Source organism: Mycobacterium sp. GA-1199 (genome assembly GCF_001500045.1).
Lineage (GTDB): Bacteria > Actinomycetota > Actinomycetes > Mycobacteriales > Mycobacteriaceae > Mycobacterium.
In genome coordinates this window covers 526,106-549,868 of record NZ_LQIX01000001.1, presented here as the reverse complement: position 1 = coordinate 549,868, position 23,763 = coordinate 526,106, and the positions used below count along the sequence as shown (strand labels likewise).

The window sequence follows — 23,763 nt, the reverse complement described above, 5'->3', positions numbered from 1 at the left end:
GCGAAGAACTTGAGCCAAGGCTAGTGGACGACCCGCCGGTCGCATCGCGCCGGTAGTTCGCGGTCAGCGAAGCACCGAGACCAACGGCGACCGAACCGAGTCCGGACCGTAACCAACACACCAGCTGGTGGACCTCATCTGTCACTTCTGTCTCGATAGCATCAGGCGCGGCAAGAACTTCTACGCTCAAGACGACCCCGGGAAAACCCACATGAACAGGTCTTACACCGCGCAGTCACCGTATTCGCTGGCCCCCACGGAGCGGATTCCCAGCTACTCCGATTATCCGGAGCCGCCGGCCGAAGACTTCGACTACGAGTACCCCGGTTCTGCCGAGTTCGACGACTACGACGACTACGAGCAGCAATACGACGAGGAGAGCATCGACCGGCGCTGGATGTGGGTCGCCGGTATCGCAGGGGTGATCCTGTTCATCGCGATCGGCACCACCGGCATCATCCTCGGCGGCGGCGACAGCGGTTCGGTTTCAGCCACCGCGACGTCGGACGCACCGGTGCCGTCGAGCGCGCCCGCCACCACTGCACCGAGTGCGGGCACGGCGGCGCCCGTCGTTCCCTCGCTGCCGCCGGAGACGGTCACGACGGTCACCCCCAGCGCCGAGACGACGCCACCGCCCGCGCCGAGCACGACAGCGCAGGCAGCCGTTCCGCCGCCCGCGCCGCCGTCACCGCGCACCGTCACCTACCGGGTGACCGGTAACCGCCAGCTGCTCGACCTGGTGACCGTCATCTACACCGACGGCCAGGGCGCACTGCGGACCGACGTCAACGTCGCGCTGCCGTGGGTCAAGCAGGTGGTCCTCGACCCCGGTGTGGAGTTGAAATCGGTCACCGCCACCAGCGTCGCCGGTCAGCTGAACTGCAGCATCCTCGACGCCGCGGGCACCTTGATCGCCGCGCAGAACAACAACTCGATGATCGCCACCTGCACCCAGTAGGTCAGGCGGCCGCGTCAGGCGAGGCCCAGCTCCTCCATCCGAGATGCGTGCGTTCGCTGCAGCCGGTCGAAGAACTCGGTCATCTGCGTGAGGCTTTCGCCGCTGGCCAGCACCAGGTCGACGAGTTCGTCGTGATCGGCCATGACGAACTGGGCCTGGGTGATGGCCTCACCGAGAAGCCGCCGCGACCACAGCGCGAGCCGGTGGCGCTGCCTGTCGCTGGCCGTCACCGCCGCGCGCACCTCTGCGACGACGAACTGGGAGTGGCCGGTCTCCGACAGCACCGCGCGCACGACGTCGGCGACCTCATCGGGCAGGGTGTGGGCGATCTCGAGGTAGAAGTCGGCAGCCAGGGCGTCGCCGACATAGGTCTTGACCAGTGCCTCGAGCCAGGTGCTCGGGGTGGTCAGCCGGTGGTAATTCTCAAGCGCCGACGCATATTTCGTCATCGCGGGCACGACGTCGACCCCGCGGCGCTCGAGCGCGTCGCGCAGCACCTCGTAGTGGTTCATCTCGGCGGCCGCCATGATCGCCATGTTGATGCGCCCGCGAAGGTTCGGGGCCATGCGCGCTTCGTCGGTGAGGCGGTAGAACGCCGCCACCTCGCCATAGGCCAGCAGCGCGAAAAGTTCGTTGACGCCGGGATGGTCGGCCGACGCACCCGTGGTCGCCGAGTCGGTTTGCCCGGGTGCCGGAGGCGTCGTGTTCATGGGCCCAACAATAAACGGCCACGGCGGGTCGCCCGTCGGGCGAGCACCGCCAGGTATGATGGGTCCGGGCGGTGGCAGTTTCACGGCTTTCGCAAGGTATTTTGCAAAGCCCGCCGCGACCCGAAGAAATGTGCGTGCACGCAGTCGGTCCGCCTACCTCAGTGCAGGGCCTTGGTCTTCACAGGCCATCTCTTGTCGAACTCGTGCGCGCGTGGAAGCCATGAGGACGACAATTGAAAGGCCTCGTTTTCGCGTATGACGCATCTCAACCCCACATTTGCTGAACTGGGAGTTCGCGACGAAATCGTCCGCGCCCTCGCCGAGGACGGCAAACAGCATCCCTTCGCAATCCAAGAGCTGACCATGCCGATGGCATTGGCCGGCGACGACCTGATCGGCCAGGCCCGTACGGGTATGGGCAAGACGCTGGCGTTCGGTGTGCCCCTGCTCCAGCGGATCACCACCGACCCCGACCGCCCCCTGACGGGCGTCCCGCGGGCCTTGGTCGTCGTGCCCACCCGCGAACTGTGCCTGCAGGTGTACGGCGACCTGGCGGCCGCCGCGAAGTACCTCACCGTCGGTGATCGCAAGCTGTCGGTCACGTCGATCTACGGCGGTCGGCCCTACGAGGGGCAGATCGAGGCGCTCGAGAAGGGTGTCGACGTGGTCGTCGGCACGCCGGGGCGACTGCTCGACCTGGCCCAGCAGGGGCACCTGAAGCTGGGCGGACTGTCCATGCTGGTGCTCGACGAGGCCGACGAGATGCTCGACCTGGGCTTTTTGCCCGACATCGAGCGGATTCTGCGCCAGATCCCCGACAGCAGGCAGTCGATGCTGTTCTCGGCCACGATGCCGGACCCGATCATCACGTTGGCCCGTACCTTCATGAACCAGCCGACGCACATCCGGGCCGAGGCCCCGCATTCGGCGGCCACCCACGACACCACCGAGCAGTTCGCGTACCGCGCGCATGCCCTGGACAAGGTGGAGATGGTCGCCCGCATCCTTCAGGCCGAGGGTCGTGGCGCGACGATGATCTTCACCCGTACCAAGCGCACCGCGCAGAAGGTCTCCGACGAACTCGCCGAGCGCGGGTTCAAGGTCGGCGCCGTGCACGGTGACCTCGGGCAGGGCGCGCGCGAGAAGGCGCTCAAGGCGTTCCGCACGGGCGAGATCGACGTCCTGGTCGCCACCGACGTCGCCGCGCGCGGCATCGACATCGACGACGTCACCCACGTGATCAACTACCAGATTCCCGAGGACGAGCAGGCCTATGTGCACCGCATCGGTCGCACCGGGCGGGCCGGCAAGACCGGTGTCGCGGTGACCCTCGTCGACTGGGACGAACTGGCGCGCTGGACGATGATCGACAAGGCGCTGAACCTCGGCTGCCCCGATCCCGCCGAGACGTATTCCAGCTCACCGCACCTTTACTCCGAGCTGGGCATCCCCGCCGAGGCCACCGGCACCGTCGGCGAACCGGTCAAGGTGCAGAGCAGCCGGCGCGCCCCCGCGGAGAAGTCGGCCGACCGCCCCGCGCGCAACCGGACGCGTCGCCGCACCCGCGGCGGCAAAACGGTCACCGGGCATCCGGAGGCGTCCACGGTGTCGTCCGATCAGGAGTCGGGCGAGACGGGCGAGGGATCCGGCGACACGGCTCCGGCCAAACGCAGGCGTCGCCGCCGGCCGCGCAAGGCCGCGGCCAGCACCGGCTAGCCCGGCACCTCCCCCGCGATGGTCAAACCCGAACGCCGCACCCGCACCGATGTGATGGTGGCGCTGGCGATTGGCGTCGTAGTCGTGGTGACGGCCGCGTTGGTGTGGTGGACCAGCGACGCGCGGGCGACGATCAGCAGGCCCGCCGCCGACCCGGTTCCGGCCCTGACTCCGGCCAAGGCGGTTCCGCAGTCGCTGCGGCAGGTGTGGAGCGCACCCAGCGCAGCCACCACTTTGCCGCTGGTCGTCGGCGGTGCGGCGGTGACCGGCGACGGCCGGGCCGTACAGGGGCGCGATCCGGCGACGGGGACCACGCTGTGGAGTTATGAGCGTGACCTCGACCTGTGCGGGGTCAGCTACGTCTACCAGTACGCGGTCGCCGTCTACCCCGACACACGCGGATGCGGTCAGGTCAGCACCATCGACGCCAAGACCGGCATGCGCGGTCCGGCGCGTTCGTCCTACGCCGACCCCTCGGTGCACCTGTCGTCGGACGGCACCGCGGTGCTCTCGGCGGGTGAGAACCGGCTGGAGTTGTGGCGTTCCGACATGGTCCGGATGCTCAGCTACGGCGCCCTGGACGCCCGTATCAAGCCGGATGTGCCCTCGCTGCCGCTGTGCCGCTTGGTGTCGGCGCAGGCGAGTTCGAGCGCGGTGTCGGTGCTCGAGGACTGCCCGCGGCAGCCCGAACTGCGGCTGACCCTGCTGCGGCCCTCCGATGAGGAGGACACCCCGGAGTTGAGGTACGTCCCGCAACCGGGCGTCGCGACGGATTCGGGCGCGCGGGTGGTGGCCGTCGCCGACACTATGACCGCGGTCTATGTGCCCACGCCCCAGCCTGTGGTCAACATCGTCGACGAGACGGGCGCGACGATCGCCAGCACCGGGGTGGCAAGTCCGCCGTCGCCGCAGGCAACGATGTCGCGGGCGGGCGACCTGATCACCTGGTGGACCGGCGACAGCGTAATGGTGTTCTCCGCCAACGGATTTGACTATCGCTACACCGTCACACCCGAGGGCCGGAACAAGCCGCTGGGGCCGGGGACGATCATGGCGGGGCGGTTGCTGGTCCCGGTCACCGACGGCTACGACGTGTTCGACCCCGCGACGGGGCGGGGCGAACGCCACATACCGCTGACACGGCCGCCGAGCGCCGCGCCGGTGGTGCCCGCGGTGGCCGGCTCGATGGTGCTCGAGCAGCGCGGCGACGAGTTGGTGGCGCTCGGCGGCTGAGCCGCCAATCCAACGTGGGCGGGACGTGATCTGGGTGTTCTAACAGTCGCTCACCGACTGTTTGAGCACCGAAATCCCTAGATCTCGGGGGCGAACGTCGGCATCGGCTTGCCGTTCTTCCAGTGCTTGAGCAGCGCCTTGGCCAGATCGCGGTAGGCACCGGCGCCCTTGTTCTTGCGGCTGGCCAGCACCGACGCGCCCGAGGCGCTGGCTTCGGCGAACCGGACGGTGCGCGGGATCGGCGGCGCCAGCACCGCCAGGTCGTAGCGGTCGGCGACGTCGAGCAGCACGTCGCGGCTGTGGGTCGTACGCGAGTCGTACAACGTCGGCAACGCGCCCAGCAGCTTGAGGTCGGGGTTCGTGATCGCCTGGACATCGGCGATGGTGCGCAGGAACTGCCCGACGCCGCGGTGCGCCAACGTCTCGCACTGCAGCGGCACGATCACCTCGTCGGCGGCGGTCAACCCGTTGAGGGTGAGCACGCCGAGCGACGGCGGACAGTCGACGATCACGACGTCGTAGTCGGCCCTGCCCGATGAGGACGATGCCGCATCTCGGCCCGATGTCGCCGGCGTTCCGGTTCCGACACCCAGCTTGCCCAGCGCCCTTTTGAGCGCGTACTCGCGCCCGGCGCGCATCAACAGCATGGCCTCGGCGCCCGCCAGGTCGATGTTGGAGGGCAGCAGAGTCATCCCCTCGGGCGTCTCCAGCAGGGCAACGTCGGGTTCGACCTCGCCGAGCAGCACCTCGTGGATCGACACCGCCAACTTGTCCGGGTCATGGCCCAGGGAGAACGTCAACGACCCCTGCGGGTCGAGGTCCACCAGCAGGACCCGCTTACCCGTCTCCTGAATCGCCGCACCCAACGACGCCACCGTCGTCGTCTTGGCTACCCCACCCTTTTGATTGGCGACCGCAAGTACTCGCGTCACGGTGCCCATCGTTGCATGGCCGGGCACGCCGCGACCGACCGTGCGGCAGAATCAGTGAGCGTGGCCCTAATGGAGCACCGTCTGATCCTGCTTCGTCACGGCGAGACGGAGTGGTCGAAGAGCGGTCGGCACACCAGCCACACAGACCTCGAACTGACTGCGACCGGCGTGGAACGCGCCAAGAGGGCCGCCGAGGCGCTGGCCGAACTCGAACTGGACAACCCGCTGGTGGTGTGCAGCCCACTGCGGCGCGCGGTGCAGACAGCCGAATTGGCCGGGCTGACCATCGACGACGTGTCGCCGCTCCTGCGGGAGTGGGACTACGGCCGCTACGAGGGGCTGACGACGCCCGAGATCCGCGAGACCGTGCCCGACTGGCTGATCTGGACGCACGGCGCCGACGACGGCGAGAGCGTGGAGACCGTCGCGCAGCGCGCCGACAGCGCCCTGGAGTTGGCGTCGACCCACATGGCGTCGCGCGACGTCGTGTTCGTGGGACATGCGCACTTCTCCCGCTCGATGATCGCGCGGTGGGTCGAACTGCCGGTGTCCAGCGGGATCCGCTTCGCGATGGCGCCCGCGTCCCTGGCCGTCCTCGGCTTCGAGCACGCGATACGTCAGATCATCGCCCAGGGACTCACCGGCCATCAGGATCCGTGTAAACCACGGTGACTCGCGAACCCTCCTTCGTCCTGGCCTCCCGCGGCGCCGTCGTCGCGGAGGGAGTGCACACCGCGTTTCCGAAGGTCGCCGACGCCCGGGCGGCGCTGGCATCGCACAGCGCCCCGATCATCGTGGGGGCGTTGCCTTTCGACATGACCAAACCGGCGGCGCTGATCCGACCGCAGAGCATCCAGTTCCTCGATGCGCTGCCGGACTGGCCGCTGCGTCCGATGCCCGGGGTGCAGATCGCCGAGGGGTTGCCGGATCCCGATGAGCACCGTGCGCGGGTCGCCACCGTCGTCGACCGGCTCACCAGCCCGTCGAGCGGACTGCACAAGGTGGTGCTCGCAAGAGCCCTTCGGCTCGCCGCCGACGGACCGCTGGACGCGCGCACCGTCCTGCACCGGCTCGTCAGCGCCGATCCCGCGGCCAACGGGTACCTCGCGGACCTGACCGCCGCGGGCGGGGGCTACTCGGGGAGCGTGCTGGTGGGCGCGAGCCCGGAGCTGCTGGTGGCCCGCCGCGGCGAGCAGGTGGTGTGCGCACCGTTCGCGGGCTCGGCGCCCCGCTCCCCCGACCCCGACACCGACGAGGCCAACGGCGCCGCGCTGGCCGCGTCGGCGAAGAACCTCCGCGAGCACCAATTCGTGGTCGATACGATCCGCGACGCACTCGACCCGCTGTGCGCTGAGCTCGAGGTGGCCGCCGAACCGGGGCTTCGCAAGACCGACTCGGTGTGGCACCTGGCCACCCGGATCACCGGTAAGCTCCGCGAAAGGTCGACCACCGCACTGGATTTGGCCATCGCACTGCACCCGACGCCGGCGGTCGGAGGGGTGCCCACCGCCGATGCGGCCGATTTGATCGCCGAACTCGAAGGCGACCGCGGCTTCTACGCCGGTGCCGTCGGCTGGTGCGACCAACGCGGCGACGGCCGATGGGTGGTGTCGATCCGCTGCGCTCAGCTGTCGGCGGACCGTCGTACGGCCGAGGCGTATTCGGGCGGCGGCATCGTCGCCGAATCGGATCCGGACGACGAAGTCGCCGAGACCACAACAAAATTCACGACGATCCTCACCGCCCTGGGCGTCACGACGTGAGCCAGCTGATCCGCAGGGTGCGCCCGGGCGACGAACGCGAATTGACCGCGATGGTCCACGAACTCGCGGAGTTCGAACACGCCGCGCACGAGTGCACGGTCACCGAAGAGCAGATGCGCCAGGCGCTTTTCGCCGAGCCGGCCGTCGTTTTCGGCCATATCGTCGAGGTCGACGGGCAGGCCGCCGCCTGCGCGCTGTGGTTCATCAACTTCTCTACGTGGGACGGTGTCGGCGGGATCTACCTCGAAGACCTGTACGTGCGCCCGCAGTTTCGCAGACGTGGACTGGCTCGGAAGTTGTTGGCCACCTTGGCCCGCGAGTGTTCGACGCACGGTTACACCCGACTGTCGTGGGCTGTCCTGGACTGGAATGTCAACGCGATCGCGCTCTACGACGCCGTCGGCGGCAAGCCGCAGACGGAGTGGATCACCTATCGGGTCTCGGGTCCCGAATTATCGGCGCTGGCCGCGGAGTCGCCATGAGCTCCAACCCATTCCAGGGTCGAGGGACTGAACAGCAGGATCAGCGTCACCACCGCCACCACGCCGATCGGCGCGGCGTACCACCACTGATGCGAACCGACCCCCATGTAGTAGACGACCGGTAGCAGCAGCAGTTGGGCGAACACGGCGATGCCGCGCCCCCACCGCCTGCCCGTCCACAGCGCCCACGCCGCGGCCAGCACACCCGCACCCATGATCGCGAACCACAGCGCGGTGCCGTACTTGTTCAGCCCGGACTCCTCGGCCCGGCCGAACCCGCTCACCACGTAGACGAACGCCGCGACCACGGCGGCCGCACCCTCCAGGGCGACGAGGACAGCGGCTTGGCGCACCGTCGTCGGAGATGGAACGATCACGCCCTCGAGCGTAGAGGGGTGCGCAGAACCCGTTCAGTAGGCTCGGACCCCGTGCGCGCCGTGCTGATCGTGAACCCGAATGCGACGTCGACGACCCCGGCCGGCCGTGATCTGTTGGCCCATGCGCTGGAGAGCCGGGTGAAACTGACCGTCGCGCACACCGATCACCGCGGACATGCCATCGAGATCGCCCGCGAATCGGCGCGCGACGGCGTCGACGTGCTGATCGTGCACGGCGGCGACGGCACGGTGAACGAAGTGGTCAACGGCATTCTCGAGGTCGGCGGGCCCGGCGCCGCCGCGCCTGCGGTCGGCGTGGTGCCTGGAGGCTCGGCCAACGTGTTCGCACGCGCCCTCGGCATCAGCCCCGACCCCATCGAGGCGACCAATCAGCTGATCGACCTGCTCTCGGAGTACCGCCGCCGCAAGACGTGGCGCCGCATCGGGTTGATGGACTGCGGTGAGCGCTGGGGCGTGTTCACGGCCGGCATGGGCGTGGACGGCGACGTGGTGGCCGCCGTCGAGGCGCAGCGCGCCAAGGGACGCGCGGTGACGGCATCCCGCTACGTGCGCGTCGCCATCCGCGAGGTGCTGGCCAGCACCCGCAAGGAACCGTCGCTGACGGTGCACCTGCCCGACCGCGAACCGGTCGGCGGCGTCCACTTCGCGTTCGTGTCCAACGCCAGCCCCTGGACGTACGCCAACGCCAGGCCGGTGTGGACCAACCCGATGACGACATTCGAGACCGGTCTGGGTGTTTTCGCCACGACCAGCATGAACGTGTGGGGCAACCTGATGCTGGTGCGGCGGATGCTGTCCAAGAAGGCCCGCATCCAGGCCAAGCATCTTCTCCGCGACGACGACCTGCCGTGGTTGCAGGTGACCAGCGAGGCGCCGGTCGCTTGCCAGATCGACGGCGACTATGTCGGATTACGTGATTCGATGATGTTCACCGCGGTCCCCGACGCGCTGGGCGTGTTGGCGCCCGCACCTGTAGAGGTCTCTGACCTGCGGTGACGGACTAGCGGAGTAGAATTTCGAGCGCAGTTGGATCGAGTCTAGTACAGACGAGTGGGTGGCGTGCGAAGCCACCCGGCTAGTGACATTGCGCACTTGTTAACTCGCGAGTATTGACATCTGTCCAGCCTGTGAAAGCATCGAAGCAACGTTGCAGAAACATTCAATGTGCACGCGTTAAACAGCCGAAGAATATGCCGTGCGCCGTGCTGCGCACAGGTGACGTATCTGACGAGGAGTTTGATCTAATGGATTGGCGCCACAAGGCGGTCTGTCGCGATGAGGATCCGGAACTGTTCTTCCCGGTGGGAAACAGCGGCCCGGCGCTCGCTCAGATCGCTGACGCGAAGCTCGTCTGTAACCGTTGCCCCGTCACCACGGAGTGCCTGACCTGGGCTTTGGAGTCCGGACAGGACGCCGGCGTCTGGGGCGGCATGAGCGAGGACGAGCGTCGCGCACTCAAGCGTCGCAATGCTCGCACCAAGGCTCGCAGCGGAGTCTGAGCCCTACCCGAGCCAAACATTTACGGCCCCGACATACGTCGGGGCCGTATCTTTCTGCAAATGCAATAGCGGCCGATTTGCGACGCGAATAGCCGATTTGCGAATTGCGAAGATTGCTACTGTGCGAGTCGGCGTTGCCGGCCCAGCGGCACCCGCAGCACCACATCGGTTCCGCCGGCCCGTCCCTCACGCATGCCCAGCGACCCGTCCAGTTCGGCCGACACCAGCGTGCGCACGATCTGCAGACCGAGCCGGTCGGACTTCTCCAGGCTGAACCCGTCGGGCAGACCCCGGCCGTCGTCGTGAACGACCACATCGAGCCACCGGGCCGAGCGCTCTGCCCGGATGGTGACACTGCCCTCGCGCACGCCGGGGTCGAAGGCGTGCTCGATGGCGTTCTGCACCAGCTCGGTGATCACCATGATCAGCGCGGTGGCGCGGTCGGCGTCGAGCACACCGAGATCGCCCACACGATAGATGCGGATCGGGCTGTCAACGGCGGCGACATCGTTCATCATCGGCAGGATCCGGTCGACGACCTCGTCGAGGTTGACCTCCTCGTCGACCGACATCGACAGCGCATCGTGGACCAACGCGATCGATGACACCCGCCGCACCGATTCCATCAGCGCTTCGCGGCCTTCGTCGTTGTTGGTGCGCCGGGCCTGCAGGCGCAGCAGAGCCGCGACGGTCTGCAGGTTGTTCTTCACGCGATGGTGGATCTCGCGGATCGTGGCGTCCTTCGACAGCAGGGCGCGGTCGCGGCGCTTGACCTCCGTGACGTCGCGGATCAGCACCGCTGCCCCCACCGGTTTGCCGTGCACGACCAGCGGCAGCGTGCGCATCAGCACGGCTGCACCACCCGCGTCGACCTCCATGCGCATGCTCGATCCGCCGGCCAGCGAGTCGCGCACGTGGTTGGCCAGTTCCTGCGCCTCGAACGGGTCGCCGATGAGCGGGCGCGTGACGGTGACCAGGTTGTGGCCGCCGAGCTCGGCGGCCAGGCCCATCCGGTGATAGGCGGAGATCGCGTTGGGGCTCGCGAAGGTGACCACCCCGGCCTCGTCGAGCCGGATGAACCCGTCGCCGACGCGGGGGCTCGAGCGCGACATCGCGATGTCTCCCACGTTCGGGAAGGTGCCCTCCGAGAGCATGTGCAAGAGATCGCCGGCGCAGTCGAGGTAGGCGGACTCCAGCGGGCTGGCCTTCCTGGACTCCAACGCGGTCTGATGCGTCAGCACCGCGACCACCTCGTCCTTGTACCGCACAGGAACCGCTTCCACGTTGAGTCCCGGCGAAACCTGTTGACCCGCACCGTCTCCCACGACGATTTCACCGGCCGTGAACGCCGTGGTGACCAGTGGCATCGCGTCGGCGTCGGCCAGCGTGGCGACCGCGTCGGCCAGCAGCACCGTCGGCGCCGTGTTGGGCCGCACCTGCGCCACGCAGACCAGGGCGCCGTCGTCACGGCGCACCCACATCAGGTAGTCGGCGAAGGACAGGTCGGCGAGCAGCTGCCATTCGCCGACGACCGCATGGAGATGGTCGACCGCGTTGCCGGGCAGCACGGTGTGCTCGGCGAGCAGGTCACCGAGGGTGGACATCGGGGGCTACTTCCGGCGGCCGTTCACGACGGGCGGATCAGCTGATCACCGCGATGAGGTCGCCGGCCTGGATCACGTCGCCGACCGAGACGCTGACCTTGCTCACGGTGCCCGCCACCTCGGCCAGCACCGGAATCTCCATCTTCATCGACTCCAGCAGCACCAGGGTGTCCCCCTCGCCGATCTGATCGCCCTCGCTCACCACGACCTCGAGCACACTGGCCACGATCTCAGCGCGAACGTCCTCGGCCATCATCACCCCATTACTCTTTCGCTGCTGTATGCGTTTCGGCCTACATCGAACCACACGACCGGCTTGTCAGCGCTGTCGCCGGGCCATGAGACAATGGTCGTCAACGCGCCCGCCGAGTACGGGCCGGACAATCCCCAGAGCATTCGGAGGTAGATCATGGCCAAGCGTGGCCGTAAGAAGCGTGACCGCAAGCACACCAAGGCCAACCACGGTAAGCGGCCCAACGCCGGTTCGAAATCGGTGCGCTGACGCGCCCAGGCGTGATCCCCGGCGCTAACCGCGCCGGATGATGGTGGTGCGGCTGATCTCGATGCGCAGCCGCTCGCGCAGGCTCTCCGGCGCTCTTTCACCGCCGCACTTCTTGGCGATCAGCTGCTTGACCCGTTCCTCGACGCCGTAGTGGCGCAGGCAGGCGGGGCACTCCTCCAGATGATGGCGCAACTTGTCGCGGGTTTCGGGGGTGCATTCACCGTCGAGCAGCGTCCACACCTCGGCGATCACCGCCGCACATTCGGGATGCTCGGGGTCGATGGGACCGACGGGGGGCTGCCATCGCTCTTCGTCAGAGAACGAGCTCACGACGAGACCTCCTCGGGCGTGTCCATCTGCTGTCCCCGAATGAACCCACGGTCGCGGGCCACACCGGCCAGCAGCTCGCGCAGCTGGCGCCTGCCCCGGTGCAGCCGGGACATCACCGTGCCTATCGGCGTGTCCATGATCTCGGCGATCTCCTTGTATGGGAAGCCCTCGACGTCGGCGTAGTAGACCGCCATCCGAAAGTCCTCGGGCAGCGCCTGCAGTGCTTCCTTGATCTCGTTGTCCGGCAGCAACTCGAGCGCCTCGACCTCGGCCGAGCGCAGTCCGGTCGAGGAATGCTCGGCGTTGGCCGCGAGCTGCCAGTCGGTGATCTCCTCCGTGGGGTACTCCGCCGGCTGACGCTGCTTTTTGCGGTAGCTGTTGATGTACGTGTTGGTGAGGATGCGGTACAGCCAGGCCTTGAGGTTGGTGCCCTCGCGGAACGAGCGGAAGCCGGCGTACGCCTTGACCATGGTTTCCTGCAACAGGTCCTCGGCGTCGGCGGGGTTGCGCGTCATCCGCAGCGCGCCGCCGTACAGCTGGTCGAGCAGCGGAATCGCGTCACGCTCGAAGCGCGCGGTGAGTTCGGCGTCGGTCTCCTGCGGTTCAGGAGCCGCCGAATCTGTTGACCCGTCGGAGTCGGTCATGGTGGGGAACACCGTCCCTTCTGTCGCGGTGCCAGCGTACAAACCCGGTAGATCGACCGGCAGCACTGGAAAGTCCGTAGCCAGCGTTGGCACCTGACCCCCTTCGCTCATCCTAGAGGTTGAGACCGACATGTTTTTGGCCGCGGATTCTCGTCGCGATGCAGCCACCGTCAACAACAGCGGCACCAGGCTCGATTGTTCCCCGAATCCCGACGTGAGAGCGCCGCTCGCGCCCGTCTCCCGCGAAATGGCATTCCAGCAGGAAAAGTTCGAGTGCGGACCTGCCGGAATGCCATTTCGCGGCGGTTAGGGTGAGGTCATGTCGCTCAACGGGAAGACCATGTTCATCTCCGGCGCGAGCCGCGGCATCGGCCTGGCGATCGCCAAGCGCGCCGCGGCCGACGGCGCCAACATCGCGTTGATCGCGAAGACCGCCGAACCCCATCCCAAGCTGCCCGGCACGGTGTACACCGCGGCCAAGGAGCTGGAGGACGCCGGCGGTCAGGCGCTGCCGATCGTCGGCGATGTCCGGGACGGCGACTCGGTGGACGCGGCGGTCGCCAAGACCGTCGAACAGTTCGGCGGCATCGACATCTGCGTCAACAACGCCTCGGCGATCAACCTCGGCTCGATCGAGGAGGTCCCCCTGAAGCGGTTCGACCTGATGAACGGCATCCAGGTCCGCGGTACCTACGCGGTGTCACAGGCCTGCATCCCGCACATGAAGGGCCGCGACAATCCGCACATCCTGACGCTGTCGCCGCCGATCCGGCTGGAGTCGCAGTGGCTCAAGCCGACGGCGTACATGATGGCGAAGTTCGGTATGACGTTGTGCGCGTTGGGAATCGCCGAGGAGATGCGGGCCGCCGGTATCGCGTCGAACACGCTGTGGCCCCGCACGATGGTGGCGACCGCGGCCGTGCAGAACCTGTTGGGCGGGGACGAGGCGATGGGGCGCGCGCGGAAGCCCGACGTCTACGCCGACGCCGCATACGTGATCCTCAACAAGCCCGCCCGCGAGTACACCGGGCAGACCCTGCTGTGCGAGGACGTCCTTGTGGAGTCCGGGGTGACCGACCTGTCGGTGTACGACTGCGTTCCGGGTGCGGAACTGGGCGTCGACCTGTGGGTGGACACCCCCAACCCGCCGGGATACGCGGGCCCCTGATCAGGTGACTACGCACGGGCGGCCGAACCGGGCCTGGACGCCCGTGGTGAACAGTGCCCGCAGCATCGGGCCCGCGGGGGTGACGCCGGCTGCGGCGACGAGATCGTCGCGCAGGTAAGTGATCTCGGCGGCGCACAGCGGCCAGGGGTCGTGTTCGTTGGGCACCCACCAGGTGCGGCCGGCCTTGCGGGTGTGCGCACCCCAGCGCGCGGTCAGCCACACCTCCAGCGGTCGGCGTCACTTCGTCGCCGACGCGCACGCTGACCACGCTGCGCAATCCGCGGTGCGGCCACCGCCGCTCGCTGGTGTAGGTGATGATGTCCGCCGTCCTGTCGATGCGCATCTTCGCCCAGGTGTAGGGAATGCCGAGGGTCAGGCGCAGGGTGGGCACGACCGCCAACCGCGCGGTCTCCAGCGAACGGAACACCACTCCGTGACGGCCGGACTCGTCGATCGAATACAGCCGGACATTCGTCTCGGCGAAGGTGCCGAGGTACGGCAGCGGAATCACCCGCCCGATCGTCGTATCACGCATCTGAAAGGGCACCAGGCCGACATAGGTGAAGCCGTCGCTGAAGACATCGGGGCGGGTGCCCGCCGGGTACAGCGACGTGACCGCATCGGGTCGCACCGGCCAGTGCACGAAAGTAAGGTCGCACCAACGTTGTTCGGAGAAGACCGGCCGCGGCACCGCTTCGGGCACGACGGGATACCCCGCGAGTGCGTCAGCGCCCGATGGTCGTGGATACATATGCCCGTCAGGCGAACTCGATGATGCCGCGGATGTTGCGTCCTTCGCGCATGTCGCGGAACGCGTCGTTGATCTGATCGAGCCGGTACCGACGCGTGATCAACTCATCGAGCATCAGGCTGCCGTTTCGGTACATCGATAACAGCATCGGCATGCTGGCACGCGGGTTCATCCCGCCGTACAACAGTCCCTTCAGTGTCTTACAAGACTGAATGAAGTCCACCAGCAGCAGCGGCACGATGTTCACGTCGAGCTTCGGGATTGCGGTCATCAGACACGTTCCACCCTTGCGGGTCAACATCATCGCGGGCGCCAGCAGCTCGGCCGGCAGCACACTCGGGGTCAAAACCACCCGATCCGCCATTACACCTGCTGTCAATTCGCGGACCATCGGGATGGCCTCCTCGGCGGAGGTCGCCGTCTCAGTGGCGCCGAAGAACTTGGCCGTATCTCTTTTGAAGCCCACGGGATCCACTGCGACGACGGAAACCGCACCGGCCGCCCGGGCTCCCTGCACAGCGTTGATGCCCACTCCCCCAGCGCCGATGATGACGACGGTGTCGCCGGGTTGCGTGCCCACACCGACCGTCGCCGAGCCCCAACCGGTCGTCACACCGCAGGACACCAGCGACGCTGCTTCCAGAGGGATCGACTCGTCGATCTTTATGACCGATTCCTCGGCCAGGACGGCGTATTCGGCGAACGTGCCGAGTTGCGTCATCGCCGTCAGGTCTTCCTCACCGACGTGGCGGCGGGATGTGCCGTCGGTGACCATGCCCTTGTCGAACATCATGGCGCCGTTGTCACACAAGTAGGTCATTCCCGACACGCACCACCGGCAGGCGCCGCAAGCGGGGATGAAGGAGGTCGCCACACGATCGCCGGGCTGCACCGTCCGCACGCCGGGACCAACCTCCACGACCACGCCGGCGCCTTCGTGCCCGCCGACCATGGGGAAGAAGTCGGGCACCACGCCGCCGGTCGCTTCGACGATCGCGACGAGCTGGTCGGACATCACCCCGTCGCCAGTCGAGTAGTGGTCGTCCGAATGACAGACTCCCGCGACCGCCATCTGCACCAACACCTCACCGTCACGCGGAGGGTCCAGCGTGATCTCCTCGATCTCCCACTCACGCCCGACGCCGCGCAGAACTGCGCCTCGGCACTTCATTTCCCGGCCCGCTTTGCTGAGAGACCGAACTGCGGGTCGCCGGACATCACCGGTTCCGAGGAGGCCTCGGCCCTCGGCTTACCGGTCTCTGGCTGCATCACATTGGCCAGGTGCTCAGCGTTGTCGATCGGGTCGTACCGCACGGCGGGCTCGATGGTGGTCATACGGGCTCCTTCCACGAGCGAAATCCACTCCGAATTGAGCGTCCCACCAGCAGAGCGCTGCGGGACGCGTATTGGCGTACGTCAGTCGTCGGTATTCGCCATCTCAATGAACCGCGGGTCGCACACGATGCGTCAGGGAACGCAGAGTTCGATGCCCAACAGGTTCGCCGGCCAGAACACCGCCGTCACCATGAACGCGCCGATGTCGGACCCGGCCGGTATCCGCGTGCGCAGCGCAGTGTCGATCAGCTGCACCTGCTCGGCGTCGAAGAAGGCCCATATCAGCCCGATCACCAGATACGGGATCGACAGCCACATGCCGGCCTCGATCATCGCCTCGACGCTGACCCGTCGACTGAGCAGCCGGCGAAGCCCCGTCATACCAGCGCCTTGTGCATACGGACCCGGCGGCGCACGTCGGCGAGCAGCACGTAGCTGCCGCCCTGGCGCAGGAACACCGGCATGAACCTGTTGACGAAAGCGACTGTGAGGAAGAGCCATTCGAACAGGAACTGGTGAAACCCGCTCCACCGCAAGCCCATCTGCTCACGGAACACCGGGGCGAGGAATCCGGTTGTCAGGAACTTCAGCAACGGCCGGAACGGCAGTCCCAGTAGCGGGTTGATCATGCGCAGATTGAGCATGTGCATCAGGTGGTCACGTACCCGGTCGTCGATCTTGACCCGCTCGCACGCGGTTCGCCAGTAGTCGTCGAACTCGGCGCGCGACGGCGGCCACTGGTCTTCGGTGACCTGCAGCGTGGTGCCCAGTGGCCATGCAGAGCGGTAGAACTGCTCGGCCTGCTGCGGTGTCATCTCACCGCGCAGCAGCTGATAGGTGTCCTCCAGCCCGACGAAAAGGCAAGCCGCCACCCACATCTGCAGGTCGCGATCGAAGGCGTTGTACCGCACGGGGCTCTCGGCGGTCGACTTGACGTGGCGGTGCGCGGTGTTGACCGCCTCCCGGAAGGCCGCGCGGTCATCGGGAGTCCCCAGCACCGAGACCGCGAGGTACTGGAACGTCGTGCGCGCCCGCTTCCACGGGTGTTTGAGCAGGTTCCCCGAATCGACCTTGCTCTCGGCGACGCCGTAACCGACCTCCGGCCAGGACAGTTGCATGACGACGTTGGCGGCGCCGCCGGCGAATGCCCAGAAGTCCATCGCGTCCCCGGCGGTCACGTCGGCCTCGGGGTCCCATCGGGCGGTGCGTCGTCGAACGGAGATGCGGTAGCGGTCGGTCATCCGACACACACCGCCGAGAAGACCAGCGCCGGCCAGAATGCGACCGAACCGACCGCCTGGATCAGCCAGGTCAGTCCGCTGCCGTCCAACCGGTCCAGGCGCAAGGCGGTCCAGCCTATGCCGACGACGACGTAGGGTGCGGCGAGGATGAGCCCGGTGCCGATCCATTCGGCGAGGGTCATCTCGAAGCTGAGAAGCTTCCTCACCGCACTGACCACACTCGACCCCCTCACTCGACCTACCCGCACTATGTTAATGCCCATTCCGAGCTGATCAGGCAAATGCGGTGAAACCGAGCATAGGCTGTGAGTGTCGGCGCCGGCTCAGGAGAGCATCGAACGCACGCTGTCGGCGAACGCGGCGGTGGTGAAGCAGGTGGGTTCGGCGAACTCTTCCAGGGTGAGGGCGTCGGACCAGTCGGCGTCGGCGGCCGCCCGCAGCAGCGGCTTGCTCATTGCGACGGCGTGCGGCGGGAGTGCGGCGATGCGCGAACACCATTCGTCGGCGACCCCGAGCAGACGGTCGTGTTCGACGACCTCCTGCACCAGGCCCAGCCGCAGCGCCTCGCGGGCGTCGATGTGTTCGCCACGCAGGTAGTAGGCGAGTGTCGCCTGGTAACCCAGGCGCCGGGTCAGGGCCCAACTGGTGCCGACCTCGGGGATCAATCCCAGCTTGGCGAATGCGGGCACCACGACGGCGCGTTCGCTGGCGATCACGAGGTCGCAGGTCAGCGCCCAGGCCAACCCGACGCCTGCCGCTGCTCCGTTGAGCGCGGCGACGAAGATCGTGTCGGATCCGGCGATCAGCCGCGCGATGCCGCCGAACTCGCGGCGAATCCAACGCCAGATATCGGCCGCGCCCTCCGGTGCGTCGAGTCGGTCGATCGCGGCGTCCATCATGCGTAGGTCGCCTCCGGCGCTGAAGCCGGGGTCCGCGCCGGTGAGCACGACCGAACGGATTCCCGGGTCGGCGTCGAGGTCGGCCAGCGCCCGTCGCAGCTGGCGCACCAACGGCGCGGACAGCACGTTGAGCCGTCGTGGCTCGTCGAGCGTGACGACGGCCCTGTCCCCTCGGTGCTCGACGCGCACCCGATGCGGCGCGTCGGGCTCGTCGCCGCTGGCCACCATGGTCCGGTACAACGAATCGGTCATGACGGGTCCTCCTCGGTGTCGTTGGTGCGCAACGCCTTCCACGCGGCATCGGCGAAAGTCTTGATTGTTTGCGGTGGTATCCGCCTGGCCGCCCCGGCAATCCAGTACCGGCTGTACTCCTGGGCGGGGCCGAGCCACAACGCTGCGGTCACCCCGGCGCGCATCGGCTGCAGCGCGCCGTAGCCGTGATGCGGACGCCACCAGTCGCGGATGGTCGCGAAGAAGATCTCGTTGTGCGATCGCAGTTCGGCACTGTCGAGCCTGGGACCGAGCAGTAGGCCGGCCTCGCCGCGATGCGCCGAAACCCACCGCAGGTGATGGGTGACACCGCCGCGAATGCCGCCCTCGGCGGTGTCGTGTGCGCGCAGCATGGTGAGGAAGCCGGCCTGGTACTCGGCGAGCACCTCGGCGAAGACGGCGGTGGCGAGCGAAAACTTGTCGGGGAAATGGTGATACAGCGCGCCGACACTCACCTCGGCTTCGCGGCGAACCTCGTCGAGGGTGGCCGAGAGAGCGCCGTCGGCCGCGAACCGGCGGCGCGCGACGGCGAGCAATCGGCTCCGCGCATCGGGCCGCGTACGCGAGGGCACGAGGATTACTCTAATCGAACCGAGGAATCCTCTGTCAAGGGTCAGTGGGCCTAAAAGAGGATGCCCCGCCCCACCGCCTCCCGCACGACGGGCAGCGCGGCCCCCGCCAGGGCGTCGGCGTCGACACCGTGAACGGTTGCGAGCAGGTCGATCAGCGTTCCCAGCGGCACCTCGCCGCGGCATCCGGCCAACAGCGCTCGGCCGATCTCGTCGATGCCGATGACCGCTCCGGGCCCACCGGGGCGACGCACGGCCGCACCGACGACCTGCCAGCCGTCGGGCCCCGGAAGCGACTGCTCCTCGAGGAAGACGGGCGCCGTCGACAACCTCGCGGCAAGCAACTGCTCGTCGGTGGTGTCGTGCAGGTACTCCCGGCGCGCGAAGAACGCGTCGACCTCATCACCGGTGAGGGCTTCGTCCGCGCCGGTGATCTCCTCGAGGATGTGCTCAGGCGCGCGACGCTCACCGGATCGTGGTGCGCGCAAAGCGATCACACCCATGCCGATACCGGCGATGCCCTCGTCGGCAAACCAGTCGAGCCACTGCCCTCCGCGGCGCGCCGCCCCCTCCCGGTCCTCCCCGGCGTCGGCGGTCCACAGCGACACATAGCTGACCGGGTCGGCGAGTTCGCGCTGCACCACCCACGCGTGCAACCCGGTGCCCGCCAACCAACCTCGAACCCGGTTGCGCCAGTCGTCGCGACGAACGATCCAGTTGGCCATGACCAGCGCCGTGCCCCCGGGCTCCAGATGGTCACAGACTTGCTCGATCAGATTGCGACATAGGGCGTCTCCCGCAAGACCCGAGTCGCGGTAGAGGTAGTCGCAGCCACCCGCGCCCACCACGAACGGCGGATTGGAGACGATGAGGTCAAAGCGCTCACCGGCGACCGGCTCAAACAAGCTGCCGCGCCGCAGATCCCAAGACATGTCGTTGAGGCGCGCGGTCGCCGCCGCGAGCGCGAGTGCACGCTCGTTGGTGTCGGTGGCCACGATGTGCGCGCAGTGCCCGTTTAGGTGCAGGGCTTGCACACCGCACCCTGTGCCAAGGTCGAGCGCGCGGGCGACCGGCGGGCGCACGACCGCGCGGGCCAGCGAGACCGACGCACCGCCGATGCCCAGGACGTGGTCCCGGCGCACCGGCCCCGAACGCATCGAGGCGTCCAGGTCGGAGACGACGAAGAAGTCGTTGGCGCCGTCGCTGTGGGGCCGGATGTCCAGTGCGGCGCGCGCGGTGCCGTCGGCCGCCCACCCCAGCACGGCGTTGGCCACCAACGCGTCGATGTCGACGGAGCCGAACGCGTGGGTGACGCGTTCGGCGGGTTCGGCCGAACCCAGCAGGAACAGACGCACCAGTACCGCCAGCCGTCGCTGCTGTGCTGTCCCGCTGTGCAGGACGCGATCGGTGGCCCGCAGCGCCGGCCACCACGCTCCCCTGGCGAACGCGGCATCAGCGTCGTCGCCGAGTAGAACGGCCACCCCGTCGGTGCTGTACCCCGCGCTGCGCAGGTCGGCGGCCAGCCCGTCGATGACGGCGGCGGAGTGCAGCGGCCCGGACGAATCCGGCCGCGTCAAAGCAGGGTGCCTTGTTCGGCCGAGGGTTCGACGGGCTCGATCAACTCCGGGCCGTTGTTGCGGACGCTGTTGACCAACCGGGACACCTCGCGGATCTCGATGCGGTCGAGGTCTCCGTGGCCGCGCAACAGTCCCTCGTCGATCGGCGCGTCGGGGTCCAACCAGCGGTCCCAGTCGCGCTCGCTGACGGTCAGCGGCATGCGGTCGTGGATCTCGGCCAGCGGACCGGCGGCGTCGGTGGTGATGATCGTGCAGCTGAGCAGCGGGTTGGCGTCCTTGGGCGCGTCTTTCGGCCGCCACGTCGACCACAACCCCGCCATGAACAGCGGCTCACCGTCGCCCGCGTACATGAAGAAGGGCGTCTTGGCGCCTCGCTCGCCCTGCCACTCATACCAGCCGTCCATCGGAACCAGGCAGCGCTTGTTCTTGGCCGAGTGACGGAAGGCCGGCGACGTGGTCAGCTTGTCCGAGCGCGCGTTGATCAGCAACGGCCCCTTGGTCTCGGGGCTGCCGTCCTCTTTAGCCTTCACCCACGGCGGCACCAGGCCCCAGCGCATCGACCGCAGCCGCCGGGTGGCTTCGTCGTCGGGTTCGCTGTGGCGCTTGACCAGGGTGCTGACGGTCGTGGTCGGGGCGACGTTGTAATTCGGCGCCGACGCATCTTTACCGCCGGCAGAGGCCGCCGTCGTCTCGTCGATCGCCTTGATCTTCTCGGCCAGTAGCGCCGGGTCCGTGGTCACCGCGAAACGTCCACACATGAATCCCATGGTGGCACGGCGAGCCGACAGGGGAAGATGGAGCAGTGAGCGCGCCCGGACCCCACCAACGCCAGGCCTGGCCTGCACCGTCGACGACAACTCCGGTGCATGCCACTGTCACCGTTCCCGGCTCGAAATCTCAGACGAACCGGGCGCTGGTGTTGGCGGCGCTGGCCACGGCCAACGGCGATTCGACGATCCGCGGGGCGTTGCGCAGCCGCGACACCGACCTGATGATCGGGGCGCTGACCGCGCTCGGCGTGACGGTCGAGGGTCACGCCGACGACCTGTCCGTCAGCGGCCGGATCGCGCCGAGCGACGGGGCGCGCATCGACTGCGGACTGGCCGGCACGGTGTTGCGGTTCGTGCCGCCGGTGGCCGCCCTGGGCACCGCCACGGTCATGTTCGACGGTGACGAACAGGCCCGCGCCCGTCCCATCGCGCCCCTCCTCGGCGCGTTGCGCGGCCTCGGGGTCGACATCGACGGCGATGGGCTTCCCTTCGCTGTGCGGGGCGCCGGATCGGTCGCCGGCGGAACCGTGGAGATCGATGCCTCGGCGTCGTCCCAGTTCGTTTCGGGGCTGCTGCTGTCGGGAGCGGGGTTCCGCGACGGGCTGACCGTCGTGCACACCGGCGGCTCGGTGCCCTCGGCACCGCATGTGGCGATGACGGTCGCGATGCTGCGCGACGCCGGAGTCGACGTCGACGACAGCCGGGACAACCGATGGCAGGTGTCGCCGGGGCCGGTGGCTGCCCGGCATTGGGACATCGAGCCCGACCTGTCCAACGCGGTCCCGTTCCTGGCGGCGGCGGTGGTCAGCGGGGGCAGCGTGCGGTTGATGGGCTGGCCGCGGGTGAGCACGCAGCCGGCCCACACGATCGTCTCGATCCTGGAGAAGTTGGGATCCGTTGTACAACATGGCGATACATACCTCGAAGTGAGTGGCGCCGAGGTGTACGGCGGTATCGACGTCGATCTGCACGAGGTCGGTGAGCTCACGCCCGCCGTCGCTGCGCTGGCAGCGCTGGCCTCCCCCGACTCGGTGTCGAAGCTGTCGGGTATCGCGCATCTGCGTGGACACGAGACGGACCGGCTCGCGGCACTGTCGGCGGAGATCAACGGTCTCGGCGGTCAGTGCGAGGAGACCGAGGACGGACTGGTGATCACGGCCCGACCGCTGCACGGCGGGCTGTGGCGGTCGTATGCCGACCACCGGATGGCCACTGCGGGCGCGATCGTGGGGCTTCGGGTGCCGGACGTCGCGGTGGAGGACATCGACACCACCGCCAAGACGTTGCCCGGCTTCCCGCAGTTGTGGGCCGACATGCTCGCGGGGCAGACGACGGAGGTCGACCCCGCTTGAGCCGACGCGAGTACGACGAGTCCGATGTCCGGGTGCGGCCCGGCCGAGGCTCGCGGCCGCGGACCAAGATTCGTCCTGAGCACGCCGACGCGCAAGAAGCGATGGTGGTGACAGTCGACCGGGGGCGGTGGGGGTGCGCGCTCGGCGGGGACCCCGGCCGCCGCGTGGTCGCGATGCGTGCCCGAGAGCTGGGACGCACCCCGATCGTCGTCGGCGACGAGGTCGGCATCGTCGGTGACCTGTCGGGTCGGCCCGACACCCTGGCCCGCATCGTGCGCCGCGGCGATCGACGAACCGTGTTGCGCCGCACCGCCGATGACACCGATCCGACGGAGCGGGTGGTGGTCGCCAACGCCGACCAGCTGTTGATCGTCGTCGCGCTGGCCGATCCGCCGCCGCGCACAGGGTTGGTCGAGCGCGCGCTGATCGCCGCCTACGCCGGCGGGCTGGAACCGATCCTGTGCCTGACCAAGACGGATCTGGCGCCGCCGCAGCCGTTTGCGGCGCAGTTCGCCGACCTCGATCTGACGATCACCACGGCTGGCCGCGACGATCCGCTCGACGCCGTGGCCCCGATGCTGGCGGGACGGGTCACCGTACTGCTCGGCCATTCGGGGGTCGGCAAGTCAACGTTGGTGAATCGTCTTGTCCCCCAGGCTGAACGGGCTACCGGCGAGGTGACCGATATCGGGAAGGGCAGACATACGTCGACCCAGTCGGTGGCACTGCCGCTGGAGCTGGGCGGGTGGGTGATCGATACGCCCGGTATCCGGTCGTTCGGACTGGCGCACATCGAACCCGACGATGTGCTGCTGGCGTTTTCGGATCTGGCCGAGGCGATCAAGGACTGCCCCCGCGGATGCGGGCACATGGGTCCGCCCGCCGATCCGGAGTGTGCGCTGGACACGCTGAGCGGCGCCGCGGTCGACCGCGTCGCCGCGGCGCGCAGGTTGCTGGCCGCGCTCCACGAATCGGCGGCCTACTAACTCTCTCTCTGCGCGAGCGTGCGCGTCTGCACACGACACGCCGACGAAAATCGCCACTTTACGCACGCTCGCAC

Annotated in this window: 28 protein-coding genes and 1 pseudogene; 12 read left to right on the top strand and 17 right to left on the bottom strand. The window is 68.0% G+C overall.

The window, feature by feature from the left end; all coding sequences use genetic code 11:
- Positions 1-211 precede the first annotated feature (211 nt).
- On the top strand, positions 212-958 hold the full coding sequence (locus AU198_RS02680) for a hypothetical protein (protein ID WP_064346033.1): 747 nt from the start codon (positions 212-214) through the stop codon (positions 956-958).
- Positions 959-972: 14 nt separating this feature from the next.
- Here the strand turns inward: AU198_RS02680 and AU198_RS02675 are convergent, their stop codons facing one another.
- Complete coding sequence (locus AU198_RS02675) at positions 973-1,668, bottom strand: ferritin-like fold-containing protein (RefSeq protein WP_064345880.1); 696 nt, start codon at positions 1,666-1,668, stop codon at positions 973-975.
- A gap of 255 nt (positions 1,669-1,923) precedes the next feature.
- Here AU198_RS02675 and AU198_RS02670 point away from each other — a divergent pair, with 255 nt between their 5' ends.
- Both AU198_RS02670 and AU198_RS02665 read left to right on the top strand, forming a co-directional pair.
- Entirely contained in the window at positions 1,924-3,384 is a 1,461-nt protein-coding gene (locus AU198_RS02670; protein ID WP_064345879.1) for a DEAD/DEAH box helicase, read from the top strand.
- 18 nt (positions 3,385-3,402) lie between these two features.
- On the top strand, positions 3,403-4,617 hold the full coding sequence (locus AU198_RS02665; RefSeq protein WP_064345878.1) for an Rv3212 family protein: 1,215 nt from the start codon (positions 3,403-3,405) through the stop codon (positions 4,615-4,617).
- 77 nt (positions 4,618-4,694) lie between these two features.
- On the opposite strand, the gene AU198_RS02660 is transcribed toward AU198_RS02665, so the two are convergent.
- On the bottom strand, positions 4,695-5,558 hold the full coding sequence (locus tag AU198_RS02660; protein WP_064345877.1) for a ParA family protein: 864 nt from the start codon (positions 5,556-5,558) through the stop codon (positions 4,695-4,697).
- 60 nt (positions 5,559-5,618) lie between these two features.
- Between AU198_RS02660 and AU198_RS02655 the strand changes: the two genes are divergently transcribed.
- From AU198_RS02655 to AU198_RS02645, 3 genes are read left to right on the top strand one after another with little or no spacing between them, the layout of a single operon-like run.
- Entirely contained in the window at positions 5,619-6,221 is a 603-nt protein-coding gene (locus AU198_RS02655) for an acid phosphatase (protein ID WP_502689255.1), read from the top strand.
- A complete protein-coding gene (locus tag AU198_RS02650) occupies positions 6,218-7,312 on the top strand; it encodes an isochorismate synthase (RefSeq protein WP_064345876.1) in 1,095 nt (364 codons plus the stop codon). The genes AU198_RS02655 and AU198_RS02650 overlap by 4 nt, the downstream gene beginning before the upstream one ends.
- Entirely contained in the window at positions 7,309-7,794 is a 486-nt protein-coding gene (locus AU198_RS02645) for a GNAT family N-acetyltransferase (RefSeq protein WP_064345875.1), read from the top strand. Before AU198_RS02650 ends, AU198_RS02645 begins: the two co-directional genes overlap by 4 nt.
- On the opposite strand, the gene AU198_RS02640 is transcribed toward AU198_RS02645, so the two are convergent.
- Positions 7,743-8,171, bottom strand: coding sequence for a hypothetical protein (locus AU198_RS02640; RefSeq protein ID WP_064345874.1), 429 nt, complete (start codon positions 8,169-8,171; stop codon positions 7,743-7,745). The genes AU198_RS02645 and AU198_RS02640 overlap by 52 nt on opposite strands.
- A 51-nt stretch (positions 8,172-8,222) precedes the next feature.
- Between AU198_RS02640 and AU198_RS02635 the strand changes: the two genes are divergently transcribed.
- Positions 8,223-9,188 (top strand): diacylglycerol/lipid kinase family protein, encoded by a 966-nt coding sequence (locus AU198_RS02635; protein ID WP_064345873.1) that lies wholly within the window; start codon positions 8,223-8,225, stop codon positions 9,186-9,188.
- A gap of 248 nt (positions 9,189-9,436) precedes the next feature.
- Entirely contained in the window at positions 9,437-9,691 is a 255-nt protein-coding gene (gene whiB1, locus AU198_RS02630) for a transcriptional regulator WhiB1 (protein WP_014208822.1), read from the top strand.
- A gap of 116 nt (positions 9,692-9,807) precedes the next feature.
- On the opposite strand, the gene AU198_RS02625 is transcribed toward whiB1, so the two are convergent.
- Complete coding sequence (locus tag AU198_RS02625) at positions 9,808-11,295, bottom strand: sensor histidine kinase (RefSeq protein WP_064345872.1); 1,488 nt, start codon at positions 11,293-11,295, stop codon at positions 9,808-9,810.
- Between the two features lie 37 nt (positions 11,296-11,332).
- Positions 11,333-11,548: a biotin/lipoyl-binding carrier protein gene (locus AU198_RS02620; RefSeq protein WP_043414713.1), complete on the bottom strand. Its 216-nt coding sequence runs from the start codon at positions 11,546-11,548 to the stop codon at positions 11,333-11,335.
- Between the two features lie 156 nt (positions 11,549-11,704).
- Here AU198_RS02620 and AU198_RS26970 point away from each other — a divergent pair, with 156 nt between their 5' ends.
- On the top strand, positions 11,705-11,797 hold the full coding sequence (locus AU198_RS26970; RefSeq protein WP_090355725.1) for a 50S ribosomal protein bL37: 93 nt from the start codon (positions 11,705-11,707) through the stop codon (positions 11,795-11,797).
- A gap of 24 nt (positions 11,798-11,821) precedes the next feature.
- Here AU198_RS26970 and rsrA read toward each other — a convergent pair whose 3' ends face one another.
- The gene (rsrA, locus tag AU198_RS02615; RefSeq protein ID WP_231744556.1) at positions 11,822-12,079 is read right to left on the bottom strand and encodes a mycothiol system anti-sigma-R factor; all 258 of its coding nucleotides are present in this window, start codon (positions 12,077-12,079) and stop codon (positions 11,822-11,824) included.
- 44 nt (positions 12,080-12,123) lie between these two features.
- Positions 12,124-12,771 carry a sigma-70 family RNA polymerase sigma factor gene (locus AU198_RS02610; RefSeq protein WP_197415998.1) on the bottom strand — a complete coding sequence of 216 codons (648 nt, stop codon included), beginning with the start codon at positions 12,769-12,771 and terminating at the stop codon, positions 12,124-12,126.
- Between the two features lie 319 nt (positions 12,772-13,090).
- Here AU198_RS02610 and AU198_RS02605 point away from each other — a divergent pair, with 319 nt between their 5' ends.
- On the top strand, positions 13,091-13,939 hold the full coding sequence (locus AU198_RS02605) for an SDR family oxidoreductase (protein WP_064345869.1): 849 nt from the start codon (positions 13,091-13,093) through the stop codon (positions 13,937-13,939).
- Here AU198_RS02605 and AU198_RS02600 read toward each other — a convergent pair.
- The 10 genes and pseudogenes from AU198_RS02600 to AU198_RS02560 form a co-directional block, all read right to left on the bottom strand.
- Positions 13,940-14,690, bottom strand: a pseudogene (locus AU198_RS02600) (YqjF family protein).
- Between the two features lie 7 nt (positions 14,691-14,697).
- On the bottom strand, positions 14,698-15,861 hold the full coding sequence (locus AU198_RS02595) for an NDMA-dependent alcohol dehydrogenase (RefSeq protein ID WP_064345868.1): 1,164 nt from the start codon (positions 15,859-15,861) through the stop codon (positions 14,698-14,700).
- Entirely contained in the window at positions 15,858-16,025 is a 168-nt protein-coding gene (locus AU198_RS26060) for a hypothetical protein (RefSeq protein ID WP_156431454.1), read from the bottom strand. Before AU198_RS26060 ends, AU198_RS02595 begins: the two co-directional genes overlap by 4 nt.
- 132 nt (positions 16,026-16,157) lie before the next feature.
- On the bottom strand, positions 16,158-16,406 hold the full coding sequence (locus tag AU198_RS02590) for a hypothetical protein (protein WP_064345867.1): 249 nt from the start codon (positions 16,404-16,406) through the stop codon (positions 16,158-16,160).
- On the bottom strand, positions 16,403-17,266 hold the full coding sequence (locus AU198_RS02585; RefSeq protein ID WP_064345866.1) for an oxygenase MpaB family protein: 864 nt from the start codon (positions 17,264-17,266) through the stop codon (positions 16,403-16,405). The genes AU198_RS02590 and AU198_RS02585 overlap by 4 nt, the downstream gene beginning before the upstream one ends.
- Positions 17,263-17,472, bottom strand: coding sequence for a hypothetical protein (locus AU198_RS02580; RefSeq protein ID WP_082690838.1), 210 nt, complete (start codon positions 17,470-17,472; stop codon positions 17,263-17,265). The genes AU198_RS02585 and AU198_RS02580 overlap by 4 nt, the downstream gene beginning before the upstream one ends.
- Before the next feature lie 117 nt (positions 17,473-17,589).
- Positions 17,590-18,417, bottom strand: coding sequence for an enoyl-CoA hydratase/isomerase family protein (locus AU198_RS02575; protein ID WP_064345864.1), 828 nt, complete (start codon positions 18,415-18,417; stop codon positions 17,590-17,592).
- Complete coding sequence (locus AU198_RS02570; protein ID WP_064345863.1) at positions 18,414-19,007, bottom strand: TetR/AcrR family transcriptional regulator; 594 nt, start codon at positions 19,005-19,007, stop codon at positions 18,414-18,416. The genes AU198_RS02575 and AU198_RS02570 overlap by 4 nt, the downstream gene beginning before the upstream one ends.
- Before the next feature lie 50 nt (positions 19,008-19,057).
- Positions 19,058-20,581 (bottom strand): DUF7782 domain-containing protein, encoded by a 1,524-nt coding sequence (locus AU198_RS02565; RefSeq protein ID WP_064345862.1) that lies wholly within the window; start codon positions 20,579-20,581, stop codon positions 19,058-19,060.
- On the bottom strand, positions 20,578-21,339 hold the full coding sequence (locus AU198_RS02560; RefSeq protein WP_197415997.1) for an SOS response-associated peptidase: 762 nt from the start codon (positions 21,337-21,339) through the stop codon (positions 20,578-20,580). Before AU198_RS02560 ends, AU198_RS02565 begins: the two co-directional genes overlap by 4 nt.
- A 44-nt stretch (positions 21,340-21,383) precedes the next feature.
- On the opposite strand from AU198_RS02560, the gene aroA reads away from it, so the two are divergent.
- Positions 21,384-22,703: a 3-phosphoshikimate 1-carboxyvinyltransferase gene (gene aroA, locus AU198_RS02555; protein ID WP_064345860.1), complete on the top strand. Its 1,320-nt coding sequence runs from the start codon at positions 21,384-21,386 to the stop codon at positions 22,701-22,703.
- Positions 22,700-23,689, top strand: a complete 990-nt coding sequence (rsgA, locus tag AU198_RS02550; protein ID WP_064345859.1) for a ribosome small subunit-dependent GTPase A — start codon at positions 22,700-22,702, stop codon at positions 23,687-23,689. Before aroA ends, rsgA begins: the two co-directional genes overlap by 4 nt.
- Positions 23,690-23,763: the final 74 nt, after the last annotated feature.